The sequence below is a fragment of the Azospirillum sp. genome (assembly GCF_035627195.1).
GTDB lineage: Bacteria > Pseudomonadota > Alphaproteobacteria > Azospirillales > Azospirillaceae > Azospirillum.
The window spans coordinates 15,662-28,370 of record NZ_DASPMG010000277.1 but is presented as its reverse complement, the minus strand read 5'-3'; the positions used below and the strand labels follow the sequence as shown (position 1 = coordinate 28,370).

15 protein-coding genes are annotated in these 12,709 nt (G+C 70.2%); 4 read left to right on the top strand and 11 right to left on the bottom strand.

The annotated features are described in order from the left end of the window. From VED21_RS25660 to VED21_RS25625, 8 genes are all read right to left on the bottom strand, one after another. A partial coding sequence (locus VED21_RS25660) for a NapC/NirT family cytochrome c (RefSeq protein WP_324887402.1) occupies positions 1-591 on the bottom strand: 591 nt, incomplete at its 3' end. A gap of 3 nt (positions 592-594) precedes the next feature. Then, positions 595-1,062 carry a nitrate reductase cytochrome c-type subunit gene (locus tag VED21_RS25655; RefSeq protein WP_324887400.1) on the bottom strand — a complete coding sequence of 156 codons (468 nt, stop codon included), beginning with the start codon at positions 1,060-1,062 and terminating at the stop codon, positions 595-597. Continuing rightward, positions 1,059-3,578, bottom strand: a complete 2,520-nt coding sequence (gene napA, locus VED21_RS25650) for a periplasmic nitrate reductase subunit alpha (protein WP_324887398.1) — start codon at positions 3,576-3,578, stop codon at positions 1,059-1,061. The genes VED21_RS25655 and napA overlap by 4 nt, the downstream gene beginning before the upstream one ends. Next, complete coding sequence (locus tag VED21_RS25645; RefSeq protein ID WP_324887396.1) at positions 3,575-3,874, bottom strand: chaperone NapD; 300 nt, start codon at positions 3,872-3,874, stop codon at positions 3,575-3,577. The genes napA and VED21_RS25645 overlap by 4 nt, the downstream gene beginning before the upstream one ends. Then, entirely contained in the window at positions 3,864-4,364 is a 501-nt protein-coding gene (gene napF, locus VED21_RS25640; protein WP_324887394.1) for a ferredoxin-type protein NapF, read from the bottom strand. Before napF ends, VED21_RS25645 begins: the two co-directional genes overlap by 11 nt. A gap of 7 nt (positions 4,365-4,371) precedes the next feature. Then, the gene (locus tag VED21_RS25635) at positions 4,372-4,533 is read right to left on the bottom strand and encodes a periplasmic nitrate reductase, NapE protein (RefSeq protein ID WP_324887392.1); all 162 of its coding nucleotides are present in this window, start codon (positions 4,531-4,533) and stop codon (positions 4,372-4,374) included. A 103-nt stretch (positions 4,534-4,636) separates the two neighbouring features. Beyond that, positions 4,637-5,440, bottom strand: coding sequence for an ABC transporter permease (locus tag VED21_RS25630; RefSeq protein ID WP_324887390.1), 804 nt, complete (start codon positions 5,438-5,440; stop codon positions 4,637-4,639). Beyond that, on the bottom strand, positions 5,422-6,033 hold the full coding sequence (locus VED21_RS25625; protein ID WP_324887388.1) for an ABC transporter ATP-binding protein: 612 nt from the start codon (positions 6,031-6,033) through the stop codon (positions 5,422-5,424). The genes VED21_RS25630 and VED21_RS25625 overlap by 19 nt, the downstream gene beginning before the upstream one ends. 136 nt (positions 6,034-6,169) lie before the next feature. Here VED21_RS25625 and VED21_RS25620 point away from each other — a divergent pair, with 136 nt between their 5' ends. The 3 genes from VED21_RS25620 to VED21_RS25610 all read left to right on the top strand — a co-directional run bounded on the left by VED21_RS25620 (position 6,170) and on the right by VED21_RS25610 (position 8,833). Continuing rightward, complete coding sequence (locus tag VED21_RS25620) at positions 6,170-7,696, top strand: MDR family MFS transporter (protein ID WP_324887386.1); 1,527 nt, start codon at positions 6,170-6,172, stop codon at positions 7,694-7,696. Between the two features lie 61 nt (positions 7,697-7,757). Further along, on the top strand, positions 7,758-8,303 hold the full coding sequence (locus VED21_RS25615) for a chalcone isomerase family protein (protein ID WP_324887384.1): 546 nt from the start codon (positions 7,758-7,760) through the stop codon (positions 8,301-8,303). A gap of 59 nt (positions 8,304-8,362) precedes the next feature. Then, positions 8,363-8,833, top strand: coding sequence for a low affinity iron permease family protein (locus VED21_RS25610; protein WP_324887382.1), 471 nt, complete (start codon positions 8,363-8,365; stop codon positions 8,831-8,833). Position 8,834: 1 nt separating this feature from the next. On the opposite strand, the gene VED21_RS25605 is transcribed toward VED21_RS25610, so the two are convergent. After that, a complete protein-coding gene (locus VED21_RS25605) occupies positions 8,835-9,932 on the bottom strand; it encodes an AI-2E family transporter (protein WP_324887380.1) in 1,098 nt (365 codons plus the stop codon). Between the two features lie 64 nt (positions 9,933-9,996). Beyond that, positions 9,997-10,311 (bottom strand): hypothetical protein, encoded by a 315-nt coding sequence (locus VED21_RS25600; protein ID WP_324887378.1) that lies wholly within the window; start codon positions 10,309-10,311, stop codon positions 9,997-9,999. Between the two features lie 209 nt (positions 10,312-10,520). Between VED21_RS25600 and VED21_RS25595 the strand changes: the two genes are divergently transcribed. Further along, positions 10,521-11,279, top strand: coding sequence for a DUF2076 domain-containing protein (locus VED21_RS25595; protein ID WP_324887376.1), 759 nt, complete (start codon positions 10,521-10,523; stop codon positions 11,277-11,279). A gap of 204 nt (positions 11,280-11,483) precedes the next feature. Here the strand turns inward: VED21_RS25595 and VED21_RS25590 are convergent, their stop codons facing one another. Beyond that, on the bottom strand, positions 11,484-12,638 hold the full coding sequence (locus VED21_RS25590) for an SDR family oxidoreductase (RefSeq protein WP_324887374.1): 1,155 nt from the start codon (positions 12,636-12,638) through the stop codon (positions 11,484-11,486). Positions 12,639-12,709 lie beyond the last annotated feature (71 nt).

Here is a 12,709-nt window from a genome sequence, read left to right as displayed (position 1 = left end):
CCACTGCGCGATGCCCGTCATGTCGGGCAGGCGGTGGGCGATGCCCTTGTGGCAGTCTATGCACGTCATCCGGCCGCTGAAAAGGAACTCCTCGTGCGCGCGGGCGGCGCGGGGGGATTGCTTCGTGATGTCCATGGACTCGGCGCTGTGGCAGTTGCGGCATTCCAGGGAGTTGTTGGCCTTCAGCCGCGCCCATTCGTGCTCCGCCAGGGTGCGGCGCATGTCCATGAACTTCTCGCGCGTGGAGATGGTGCCGAACAGGTGCCCCCACACCTCCTTGGATGCCTGCATCTTGCGGGCGATCTTGTCGGTCCAGTTGTGCGGCACGTGGCAGTCCGGGCAGGTGGCGCGCACGCCGGAGCGGTTGGTGAAGTGGATGGTCTGCTTCATCTCCTCGTACGGGTTGGCCTGCATCTCATGGCAGGACGTGCAGAACGCCTCGGTGTTCGTGGCCTCCAGCGCGGTGTTGAAACCGCCCCAGAAGGCCACGCCCGCCAGGAACCCGCCCAGCGTCAGGAAGCCCAGGCTCAGGTAGGTGGCCGGCCGCGTGAAGGTGCGCCAAACGGCGCGCAGATTGTCCCCCAGCGCCATGGCTCACCGCCCCCCGCCCGGCGGCGACACGATGGAATCCAGATCGCGGAAGCGGTTCTCCACCAGCGGCTGCGCCGCCGTCTGCGGCACGTGGCATGCGGTGCAGGCATAGCGCCGCGGCGCCAGCCCGCCCAGCATGTTGCCCTCGCGGTCCTGGTAATGGGTGATGGAGATCATGGGGGCCTGCGACTGTTCCGTGTATTTGCGGCTGTGACAGTCCAGGCAGCGGTTGTGCCGCAGGTCGATCTGGTAGTCGCGGATCGAGTGCGGGATCACCGGCGGCTGTTCGGGGTAGTTGCGGGTGCGCCGCACGTCGTCGGCGACGTCCGGCGCGATCTGCGGGGCGGCCGGGTTCTCCAGGAACGGCGTCGGCCCGATCAGGCGCGGGGCGTCGGCCGCCCCCGCGCCCCCAAACGCCATGCCGCCCAGTGTGGTCACGGCGGCGACGGCCGCGAAGAGCAGCGTTCTCATTGGCCTCCCCCCACCTGGGCAACCTGCACCGGCAGGATCTTGACGGCGCATTTCTTGAAGTCGGTCTGCTTGGAGATCGGGTCGGTGGCGTCCAGCGTGACCTTGTTGATCGGCTGGCTGGCGTCGAAGAAGGGCACGAACACCACGCCGCGCGGCATGCGGTTGCGCCCGCGCGTCTCGACGCGGGTGCGGATCTCGCCGCGCCGCGACACCACGCGCACTTCCGATCCCCGCCGCAGGCCGCGCTCGCGCGCGTCGTCCGGGTGCATGAACACCACCGCGCCGGGGAAGGCCCGGTACAGCTCCGGCACCCGCAGGGTCATGGAGCCGGAGTGCCAGTGCTCCAGCACGCGCCCGGTGACGAGCCACAGGTTGAACTCCTCATCCGGCGATTCCGCCGGCGGCTCGTAGGGGGCGGCGACGAGGTTCGCCTTCTTGTCGGGGTTGCCATAGAACTGCACCCCCGTCCCTTTCTCCACGTAGGGGTCCAGCCCTTCGCGGAAGCGCCACTTGGTCTGCTGGCCGTTGACCACCGGCCATTGCAGGCCGCGCGTCTGGTGGTAGGTGTCGAACGGCGCCAGATCGTGCCCGTGCCCGCGGCCGAAGTGGGCGTATTCCTCGAACAGCCCCTTCTGGATGTAGAAGCCGAACAGCTTGGCTTCGTGGTTCTCGTACCCCGCCTCCATGTCGCTGACCGGGTACTTGTTCACCTCGCCGTTGGCGAACAGCACGTCGAACAGGGTCTTGCCCTTGTATTCCGGCGCCTTGGCCAGGAACTCGGCCGGCCAGACCTCGTCGGTGGTGAAGCGCTTGGAGAACTCCACCAGCTGCCACAGGTCGGAGCGCGCCTGCCCCGGAGCGTTGACCAGCTGGTGCCAGAAGTGGGTGCGCCGCTCGGCGTTGCCGTAGGCGCCCTCCTTCTCCACCCACATGGCCGCGGGCAGGATGACGTCGGCGGCCATGGCGGTCAGCGTCGGGTAGGCGTCGGACACCACCACGAAGTTGGCGGGGTTGCGGTAGCCGGGATAGGTCTCCTGCGCGGTGTTGGCCGCCGTCTGGAGGTTGTTGTTGACCTGGATCCAGTAGCAGTTGAGCTTGCCGTCCTTCAGCATGCGGTCCTGCAGCACGGCGTGGTAGCCGGGCTTGTCGGGCAGCAGGCCGGCGGGCAGCTTCCACTGCTTTTCCACCACCTTGCGGTGTTCGGGGTTGGTCACCTGCATGTCGGCCGGCAGGCGGTGGGCGAAGGTGCCGACCTCGCGCGCCGTGCCGCAGGCCGACGGCTGCCCGGTCAGCGAGAAGGGGCCGTTGCCCGGCTCCGAGATCTTCCCGGTCAGCAGGTGGATGTTGTAGACGAGGTGGTTGGCCCACACGCCACGCGTGTGCTGGTTGAAACCCATCGTCCAGAACGACACCACCTTGGTCTTGGGATCGGCGTAGATGTTCGCCAGCGCCTCCAGCCGTTCCTTCGGCACGCCGGTCAGCTGGGCCGTGTAGTCCAGCGTGTACTGGCTGACCATCTTGACGTAGTCGTCATAGTTGGACGGCGTGCTGACCGCGGCGTCGTTGGCGTGCTGTGCCCGCTGCTCCAGCACGTGCTCCGGCCGCAGGCCATAGCCGATGTCGGTGTTGGCCATGCGGAAGTTGATGTGCTTGGCGATGAAGTCGCGGTTGACCGCACCCGTCTGCACGATGTGGTTGGCGATATAATTGAGGATCGCCAGATCCGTCCCCGGCTTGAACACGATGGAGATGTCGGCGAGGTCGGAGCTGCGGTGCTCGTACGTCGACAGCACGACGATCTTGGAGTTGGGGTGCGACAGGCGGCGGTCGCTCACCCGCGTCCACAGCACCGGGTGCATCTCCGCCATGTTGGAGCCCCAGAGGACGAAGGCGTCGGTCTGCTCGATGTCGTCGTAGCAGCCCATCGGCTCGTCCATGCCGAAGGCGCGGATGAAGGTCACCGCGGCCGACGCCATGCAGTGCCGCGCGTTCGGGTCCAGGTTGTTGGAGCGGAAGCCGGCCCGCATCAGCTTGGACGCCGCATACCCCTCCCAGATCGTCCACTGGCCGGAGCCGAACATGCCGACGGCCGTCGGCCCCTTCTCCTTCAGCGTCTTCTTCCACTGCCGCGCCATCTCGTCGAAGGCCTGGTCCCAGCTCACCGGCTGGAACTCGCCGTCCTTGGCGTACTGGCCGTTCTTCATGCGCATCAGCGGCGTCGTCAGCCGGTCGGCGCCGTACATGATCTTGGAAAGGAAGTACCCTTTCACGCAGTTGAGGCCGCGGTTGGTCTCGTGCTGCATGTCGCCGTGGGTGGCGACGACGCGGTCCTCCTTCACGCCCACCACGACGCCGCAGCCCGTGCCGCAGAACCGGCACGGCGCCTTCGACCATTTGATGGCGAGGTCCTGGAAGGGGGCGGTGTTGGCCGCCTCCACGGGCAGGCTGACGTTGACGGCGGCGGCTGCCGTGGCGGCGGCCTGCGCCTTCAGGTAATCGCGTCGGCTGATACTCATGGGACGCCTCCGTCGGCATCAAGGAGGGGTTCGACGTGGTGGAACACCAGCGTGGCGGCCAGCACGCCGTCGAGCAGGCTCAGGGTGTTGAGGTGCGAGACGATGGTCTGCTCGTCCTCGGTCTCCAGGGTGATGACCAGCTTCCCGCCGTCGGTGGCGGCGTGCACCTCGACGCCGGCCAGCGACGCCGCGGTGCGCGACACCGCCGGCACGGCCTCCGGCCGGGCGTGCACGACGACGCTGGAGATGTGAAGTTCATGGGCGGGCTTGGCGGGGGGCGTCTTGTCAGGCGGCACGGCCGGCCTCCTTCAGGGTGACGGCGCCGACCGGGCAGGCCGACACGCAGGCGCCGCAGCCGGTGCAGCGCGCGGCGTCCACGGACGGCTGCCACACCCGCCCCTGCACGGGGATGAAGCGCATCGCCCCCTCCGGGCAGATGTCGCGGCAGGTCTGGCAGATGACGGCGCTGTGCGTCAGGCAACCCTTGGCGACGTGCGGCTCCAGCCGCCACGGCGGCTCCTGCCGGTCGAACAGCGGCTGCGGGCAGGCGTCGGCGCAGGCGCCGCAGAAGGTGCACTCCCCCTTGCGAAAGTCGACCGCGGGAAAGCCGCCGTCGCCGACGGTGATGATGGTCTCGGGACAGGCGGCCTCGCAGGCCCCGCACCGCGTGCAGCGGTCGAGGAAGCGGTCGAGGCGCACCCAGGGAGGACGGACCGGCGCGCCGGACTCGCGCGCGCGGCCGAACAGGACGCGTCGGCGTCCGGGATCGAATCCACCGTCTGCCATGGCACCCTCACGCCGTCGGGGGGCCGGCGAGCATCTGGTAGATCCATACGACCAGCCCATAGCCGCCGACCAGGGCGATGGCCGCCAGCGGCCAGAACACCACGGTCAGGAACAGGAAGGTCCACACCTCCCGCGATTTGCGGGTTTCGGGCAGCGGTTGTTCCGCCATGCGCCTTTTCTCCCCCCTGGCTTGCCGGCGGACGCACGGCGTCCCGGCCGGCGCGGCGTCGCACCGCGCTTCGAACAACCAGCCGTGGCGGGGTTGGTTCCGCTCAGTTCTTGGGCACTTTCAGGTGATCCAGACGGAGACGGTGGCGCGCGTCCGTCAGCCGGTAGACGCCGCCCACCGAGGCGGCGAGCACGCCCAGTCCGGTCGATCCGGCGATCAGGAACATGATGAGGATCTGGTACTTCACCGCCTCCTGCGGATCGACGCCGCCCAGGATCTGGCCGGTCATCATCCCCGGCAGCGAGACGAGTCCGGTCGCCGCCATGGCGTTGACGATGGGCATCATGCCGGTACGCAGCGCCTGCCGGTGCACGGTGCCCAGCGCCTGCCACCGCGTGGCGCCCAGCGCCAGCCGCGCCTCGATGGCGGCACGCTCCCGCGACGCGAGCGAGGTCAGCGTGTTCAGCGCCAGCCCGACGCCACTCATGGTGTTGCCCAGCACCATGCCCAGCAGCGGAATGGCATAGCGCGGGTCCCACCACGGGTCCGGCCGCACGGCGGTGGTCAGCGCCAGCAGCATGACGGCCGCCGCCGCGAACGCCATCGCCCCGGTGCCCAGCCCGTAGGCCCACCAGCCGGCCAGCCGCCGCTCCTGCCGGGCCAGGATCTCCTGCCCGGCGAAGCCGACCATGACCAGCGCCACGCCCAGCGTCAGCATCGGCGAGCCCAGCGCGAACAGCTGCTTCAGCACCAGCCCGACGAGGACCAGCTGCACCACCATGCGCACCGCCGACACCGCCAGCGCGCGTTCCAGGTTCAGCGCGAGGCGCCACGACAGCAGCCCGTTGACCAGCAGCAGCGAGGCGGCAATGGCGAGGTCGGAGACGCTCAGTTCGATGGGCGGCATGGCACTTCTTCCCTCACCACACCCTTCTCCACAGCCAGCACCCGCGTGGCGAGGCGACCGGCCTGCACCGGGTCGTGCGTGACCAGGACGATCGCAGCACCCCGCGCCATCTCGCGGCGCAGCTGGTCCTCCAGCCGCGCCGTGGCCTCGGCGTCCAGCGCGCCGCTGGGTTCGTCCAGCAGCAGCACGGCCGGCTCCTGCACCAAGGCGCGCACCAGCGCGAGGCGCTGCCGCTCCCCCGTGGACAGGCGCGCCACCGGCCAGCCCATGGCCTCGGCCGGCAACCCCAGCGCCTTGGCCAGCGGCACCGCACGCGCCGGATCGGCGAAGTGCGCGCCCACCACGTCGGCCCACCAGCCGGACTCGGCCGCCACGTAGGTGACGAGGCGCCGCCACTCCGGCGCCGTCATGGCGGAACGGGCGCGCTCGCCCAACCGCACCTCGCCGCGGCTGGGATCGAGGTCGGCGATGGCGCGCAGCAGCACCGACTTGCCCGATCCCGACGGCCCGCGCACCGCCACGCAGGTACCCGCCGGCACGGCGAAGCTGGCCGGCTTCAGAACACCGCTCTCCAGGCCCGACACGGTCAGCACGCACGCCCTCCGCGGTTGAATCGGAGAACGGTACACGCGCCGGGCGCGGTGCGGAAGCCCCGCGCCCCTTGCGGTGCAACAGGGGAACGCTATGTTGTGCCCCGTCCCCGCCCGCCCCCGACCGCCGATCGAGCCGATGCCGCAGCCAAACGCCGAGCGCGTCACCTTCACCCACCGCGAGATCCTGGAAGTGTTCAGCGGGGTGGCGCTGGCCATGCTGATGGCGGCCATGGACCAGACCATCGTCGCCACCGCCCTGCCCACCATGGCCGAACAGCTGGGCAACCTGGAGGACCTGCCGTGGGTCGTCTCCGCCTACCTGCTGGCCTCCACCACCACGACGCCGATCTACGGCAAGCTGTCGGACCTCTACGGGCGCAAGCGGGTGCTGCAGGTGGCCATCCTGCTGTTCCTCGTCGGGTCGGTCCTGTGCGCGCTGGCCGGCAGCATGTTCCAGCTGATCCTCTTCCGCGCCGTGCAGGGGCTGGGCGGCGGCGGGCTGATGGCGCTGGCCTTCACCATCATCGGCGACGTGGTGGAACCGCGTGAGCGCGGCCGCTACCAGGGCTACATCGGCGGCGTCTTCGCGCTGGCCAGCGTCGCCGGGCCGCTGCTGGGCGGCGTGTTCACCGAGGCGCTGTCCTGGCACTGGATCTTCCTGATCAACCTGCCGATCGGCGCCGCCGCCCTGTTCATGACGCGCAAGGCGCTGGCCCGCCTGCCCATGGGCATCGCGCACCCGACGATCGACTATCTGGGGGCGGCTCTGCTGATGGCGGGGATCACCGGCCTCCTGCTGGTCATCTCGCGCGGCGGCACGGCGTTTGGCTGGACCTCGCCCGCGCTGCTGGCGCTGGCGGCGGGCACGGCGGTGCTGCTGGGCCTCTTCGTCTGGCACGAGCGGCGGGTGGAGGAACCGATCCTGCCGCTGCGCCTGTTCCGCTCCCCCGTCTTCGCGGTGGCGAACCCCATCGTGGCCGTGTCGGCCATGGTGCTGTTCGCCGGCATCGTCTTCCTGCCGCTGCACCTCCAGCTGGTGCGCGGGGCGGGGGCGACGGAATCGGGCCTGCTGCTGCTGCCGCTGGTGTTCGGCATGACGCTGGGCGCGGTGGGCGGCGGCCGGCTGATCGCGCGCAGCGGGCGCTACAAGATCTTCCCCATCGTCGGGCTGGCGCTGGCGGCGCTGATGTTCCTGGCCCTGGGCGTCAGCGACCGGGTGGCCGGCGACGCGCTCCTGTCCACGCTGGTGCTGGTGCCGTTGGGCATCGGGCTCGGCCTCGTCATGCCGGTGATGACGGTGGCGGTGCAGAACGCCGTGGACCGCCGCGACCTGGGCGCGGCCACCGCCGCCGTCGGCTTCTTCCGCTCGCTGGGCGGCACCGCGGGGGTTGCGCTGTTCGGCGCGGTGCTCAGCGCCGACGTCGGCCGGCACCTGGGCGCCGCCGGCCTGCCGGGCATCGACGCCCGCGACGTTCTGGAGCGCGGCACCGTGGTGCTGCAAGGCCTGCCGGACCACGCCCGCGCCGCCGCCATCGGCGCCTTCGAGCAGGGGTTCGAGACGCTGTTCGTGCTGGCCGCCGCCTTCGCCGCCGTCTCGCTGGTGCTGACGCTGTTCCTGAAGGAGTTGCCGCTGCGCTCCGCCAAGGCCTCGTCCATGGCGTAAAGGGAACAAGCAGCGCCCCGTTCTGTTGGAGAGGTGCATTCCTCTCACGGAGTACGCCGCCATGCGGGCCTGGGCCCGAACCCTTCCGCTCGCCCTGCTGCTGGCCGCCGGCCCGGGTTCGGCGGCGCTGGCGGCCGACACCTCGCAAAACGCCGCCGTTTCCAGTGCCGGCGCGCTGGACCTCGCCGGCTGCGCGGCGCGGCGCTTCTTCGTGTTCGACGTCTACCGCCTGCGCCTCTACCTGCCGCAGCGGCCGGTGCACGAGACGGTGGCCTTCGACCGCCGCCTGCCGAAGATGGTGGAACTGGAAGTCACCTACCCCGGCAATGTCCCCGGCGACATGCCGGGTTCCTGGCGCAAGCGCTTCCAGGAGCGACTGCCGCCGGCGCTGGTCGCCGACCTGCGCAGCATCTACCAGAACCTGAAGGGCGGCGACGTCCTGTCCATCGACTACCGGCCGGAGCGCGGCTCGCTGGTGCGCCTCAACGGCGCGGTGCAGATCGCCGACCACGGCCCGGCGCTGATCGAGGCGCTGCTCGACATCTGGATGGGGCCGCGGGCCCTCAACCCCGAGATCCGCCAGCAGCTGCTGAGCGGGCGCTGCTGAAGACGGCACCTTCGCCGCCGCACCGCGTTTAGCCCTTCGCAACAACGGCGAGGGCCGCGATGAACGAGTTCTTCTCCAAGGCGGCGCAATGGACGTCGCGTCAGGCCGGGCGCGCCTCGACGTTCATGCTGGCGATCCTGGTCATCCTCGTGTGGGCGGTCACCGGGCCGATCTTCGACTGGTCGGACACCTGGCAGCTGATCATCAACACCGGCACCACCATCGTGACCTTCCTGATGGTATTTTTGATTCAAAATACGCAAAACCGCGACACCCAGGCCATCCAGATCAAGCTGGACGAGCTGATCCGCGTCACCAACCAGGCCCGCAACGGCCTGATCAACCTGGAGGACGCCTCCGAAGCCAAGCTCCAGGAAGTCAAGGAGGAGTTCAGCAAGGTGAAGGAAGAGGCCGTCCAGATCGCCGAGGAAACGCTGGAGGAGGTGCAGGACGACATCGAGGACACCAGCCGCAAGATCGACGAGGCCAAGCAGGAAATCGCCGAGGTGCGCCAGCACAGGACGGGTTGAGTCAACTCGGGAAGTGCGGCTCCTCGCCCAGCTTGTCCTCGATGTACAGCAGGTTCACCAGCACCAGCGCGGTCACCGCCAGCGGTGCTGCCAGGAACATGCCCAGCAGGCCGAACAGCAGCCCGCCCGCGGTGATGGCGCCGATGGTGACGGCCGGCGGCAGGTCGACGATGCGCTTCTGCACCAGCGGCGTCACCAGCTGCCCCTCCGCCTGCTGGATGACCAGATAGAGCAGCCCCACCCACAGCACCGTCTGCGCATCCTGCGTGAAGGCGATGAGCAGCGCCGGCATGGCCGCCAGGATCGGCCCGATGAACGGGATGAACTCCAGCACCATGGCCAGCACGCCCAGGCCCAGCGCCGCCGGGACGCCTAGCAGCATCAGCCCGGCCGTGGTCAGCGCGCCGACGATGGCCATCGAGATGAATTGGCCGATCAGCCACTTCCACAGCGTGTCGCCCAGCGTGTCCAGCACCTCGTACGCCCGCTTGTGCCCGGCCGGCGGCACCAGCAGGACGAGGCCGCGGCGGTACACCCCCGGCGTCGCCGCCACATAGAGCGCGATGAACAGCACGATGATCGCGTCGCCGATGAAGTACACCACGCTGGGCGCGATCTGCCGCAGGCGGCCCAGCCAGGGTCCGACGCCGCCCTCGCCGCTGATCTGGTCGCGCACCTCCTTCGGCAACTGGTCGATGGCCCGGCCGATCTGGTCGGACAGCTGGCTCACCTCGCCCAGCGCCCAGGCCCCCACCAGCCAGCCGCCGCCGACCACCGCGGCCAGCAGCGTCACCAGGATGGCGGCCAGCCCCCACATTTCGGACAGGCCGGTGAAGCGCTTCAGCAGCCCCGCGATGCGCCGCAGCAGGATGGCGAACAGCACGCCGGCGAAGGCCAGCAGCACGGCGTGCGAGATCTGCACCAGCAGGTAGGCCAGCGCCGCCACCCCGGCGACGATCAGCACCTTCCAGGTGAAGACGCGCAGTTCCCCGGTCGTGGTGTGGCGCGGGGCGACGCCGGCCTGATCCTCGGCGTCCCGGTTCCCGACACCCTGGGCGAGCCGCCCCAACGCGCGCGCCGCATCCCGCTTGCCGTCCATCCGCCCCTCCGTCCGTGCCCAACGGAAACGCGGCGGATGGGGGAACGGATCCGGCCGGGATGCGTCAGTGCGTCGTTTCCGGCGGTTCGTACGGATGCGTCTCGCGCGTGGGGGCGAGGCGGCGGTCGCAGGGGCTGGGATGGCGCTGGCAGGTGCGCGTGTACAGGTCGCTCAGCGCCTTGATGCGGTCGGGATCGCGGTGCTGGCGCGCGCGGACCAGGTTGTCCCACACCATCTGGCGGATGGCGGCGTCGCCGTGCGGCTCGCCCATCAGGACCGTGCCGCGCATGGCGGCCTCATCCAGCGTCAGGTGCTCGTGCTCGGCGATGGCCGCGATCTCTTCCTGCGGCAGGGGCAGGACGTCAACGGGCCTCGGCATGATGCCCTCCTCCGCGGTGTCGCCGCGGACCACGCGGCCCCGCCGGTGGTGGGGGGCCGCACCGACGCCGATGATACACCCGCCCCGCCGCCAAGCCGAGACCGGTCAGCCGAGACCAACGGTCGCGCCCCACCCCTGTTGTAAAGGCGGACGCCACGCCATATGCAACGCGCCCGCCCTGATCGGCGGGGCCAAGGAGACGAACGGACATGACCCCCGAGGAACGCAACGTAATCGAGGACCTCTTCCGCCGCCTGCGCCAGTCGGAAACGCAGCCGCGCGATCCCGAGGCCGAACGGCTGATCCGCGATTCCCTGCAGGCCCAGCCCGGGGCCGCCTACTATCTGGCCCAGTCGGTGCTGGTGCAGCAGCACGCGCTGACCGCCGCCCAGCAGCGCATCGATGAGCTGGAGCGCCAGCTTCAGGACGCCCAGCGCCAGCAGCCGGCCCAGCAGGGCGGCGGCGGCCTCTTCGGCAGCCTGTTCGGTTCCGCCCGCCCGCCGGAGCCGCAGCGCCCCCGCGCCGGTTCGGTCCCCCACTCCACCCCCGGCTACCCGCCGGCCCCTATCGGCCAAGCCCAGGGCGGCCCGGCCCCCGGCGGCCCCTGGGGCGCCCCGCCCAGCCCCGCCTTCGGCCAGCAGGGCCGCTATCCCCAACCCGGTTATCCCCAGGCCGGCTATCCGCAACCCGGCTACCCGCAGCAGCCGATGGCGGCGCGCGGCGACGGCTTCCTGGCCGGTGCCGCGACCACGGCGATGGGCGTGGCCGGCGGCATGCTGGCGGCCAGCGCCATCAGCTCCATGCTGAGCGGCGGATCGAGCCCGTTCGGCGGCCCTGACGCCGGCGCCTCCCAGGCCGCCAGCCACGACGAGTCGCTGCCCGACGAAAACCACGTCCAGCAAGCCAGCTACGAGCCCGACGAAGGCGACCTCGGCGGTGACGACGGCGGCGACGACAGCTGGATCTGAGCGCGCAAGCCCCTCTCCCTTGAGCTAGGTGATGCACACAGCTCGGTGGAGGCTGAAAAGCCCTTCTCCCCTTGAGGGAGAAGGGTTGGGATGAGGGGTATTTTACCGCCGGAGGCGGGATAAGGAATCTTCTCTTCCGGCCATCCGGCCGTAATCACCCTCACCCCAACCCCTCTCCCCTCAAGGGAGAGGGGCTTTTTCTTCTCACCGCGCGAAGGTAACCGTCCCTTCCGCGGCCGCCTGTTCGGCCGGCTTGGCGTTGTGGCCGAACTCCTCCACGTCGCTGCGGCGGGTGTAGCCGCGCCGGGCCCGCTTGTCCTCCAGGAGGCGCATCGGCTGGCGGCGGCGGCCGGTCGGCAGCTTGCCGGCGTAGGCCGCGACCGCCAGCGCGCCCAGTCCGGCGAACACGGCCGTGGTCACCCACGGGTGCATCTGCGCCTGGGTGTAGACGCTGGTCTCGCGCACGAAGGAATGACGCCCGGCACGCTCCTCGTGGTCGTGGCCGGAGGGGTGCCACAGGCTGTCGCCGTGTTCCTGGCGCGGTCCGCCGGAGCGCTGGTAGCGGGTGACGAACCGCTCCATCACGCGGTCGGTCAGGCGCGGCATGTAGCGCTCGCCCCACTGGAACAGCTTGCCGGAGCCGCCGACGATCAGGTCGCGCACCGGCGTCTGGGCGGCGTGCAGGATGGCCTGGGCCACCAGTTCCGGCGCATAGACCGGCGGCGGGTTCACCGGCTCGCTGTCCATGGTGTTCTTGCCATGCTCCTCGAACTGGGTGTCGATGGTCGCCGGCTTGATCAGGGAGACGGACACCGGGGCGCCGTCCGTCTCCACCTCCATCCGCAGCGCGTCGGTAAAGCCCTTCACCGCGTGCTTGGTGGCCGAATAGGGGCCCTGGAGCGGGATCGCGCGTTCCGACACCACGCTGCCGACGTTGATCAGCGCCCCGCCGTGCTGGCGCAGGTGGCGCAGTGCCACCAGCGAGCCGATCACCGTGCCCCAGTAATTCGTCTCGAACAGGCGGCGGTGGTCCTCCATCGAGATCTCCTCGATGCGGCCGTAGATCGACACGCCGGCGTTGTTCACCCAGGTGTCGAATCCGCCGAAGGCGCGGATGGCGGTGTCGGCGACGCGGCGCATCGCCTCCTCGTCCGCCACGTCGGCGACGCAGTGCACGGCGGTGCCGCCGTCGTGCCGGATCTCCTCCGCCACCTGGGCCAGCGCGTCGCGGTCGCGGGCCGCCAGCACGACGTGCGCGCCCTGCGCCGCGGCCATGCGGGCGGTGACCAGCCCGATACCGCTCGTCGCCCCGGTGATGACGATGACCTGCTCTTCGATCGGCTTCAGATGCACGGGCATGGCTTCCTCACGGATTCCGGACGGATGCGCCGCTCAAACAGGCTATGCACCCCGGCGTTCCCGCCGGCGCT

Coding starts and splice junctions, on each gene's coding strand:
- VED21_RS25620 (WP_324887386.1), top strand. CDS start 6,170: ATGCCGCAGCCAAACGCCGAGCGCGTCACCTTCACCCACCGCGAGATC.
- VED21_RS25655 (WP_324887400.1), bottom strand. CDS start 1,062: ATGAGAACGCTGCTCTTCGCGGCCGTCGCCGCCGTGACCACACTGGGC.
- napA (WP_324887398.1), bottom strand. CDS start 3,578: ATGAGTATCAGCCGACGCGATTACCTGAAGGCGCAGGCCGCCGCCACG.
- VED21_RS25610 (WP_324887382.1), top strand. CDS start 8,363: ATGAACGAGTTCTTCTCCAAGGCGGCGCAATGGACGTCGCGTCAGGCC.
- VED21_RS25600 (WP_324887378.1), bottom strand. CDS start 10,311: ATGCCGAGGCCCGTTGACGTCCTGCCCCTGCCGCAGGAAGAGATCGCG.
- VED21_RS25590 (WP_324887374.1), bottom strand. CDS start 12,638: ATGCCCGTGCATCTGAAGCCGATCGAAGAGCAGGTCATCGTCATCACC.
- napF (WP_324887394.1), bottom strand. CDS start 4,364: ATGGCAGACGGTGGATTCGATCCCGGACGCCGACGCGTCCTGTTCGGC.
- VED21_RS25605 (WP_324887380.1), bottom strand. CDS start 9,932: ATGGACGGCAAGCGGGATGCGGCGCGCGCGTTGGGGCGGCTCGCCCAG.
- VED21_RS25630 (WP_324887390.1), bottom strand. CDS start 5,440: ATGCCGCCCATCGAACTGAGCGTCTCCGACCTCGCCATTGCCGCCTCG.
- VED21_RS25595 (WP_324887376.1), top strand. CDS start 10,521: ATGACCCCCGAGGAACGCAACGTAATCGAGGACCTCTTCCGCCGCCTG.
- VED21_RS25635 (WP_324887392.1), bottom strand. CDS start 4,533: ATGGCGGAACAACCGCTGCCCGAAACCCGCAAATCGCGGGAGGTGTGG.
- VED21_RS25615 (WP_324887384.1), top strand. CDS start 7,758: ATGCGGGCCTGGGCCCGAACCCTTCCGCTCGCCCTGCTGCTGGCCGCC.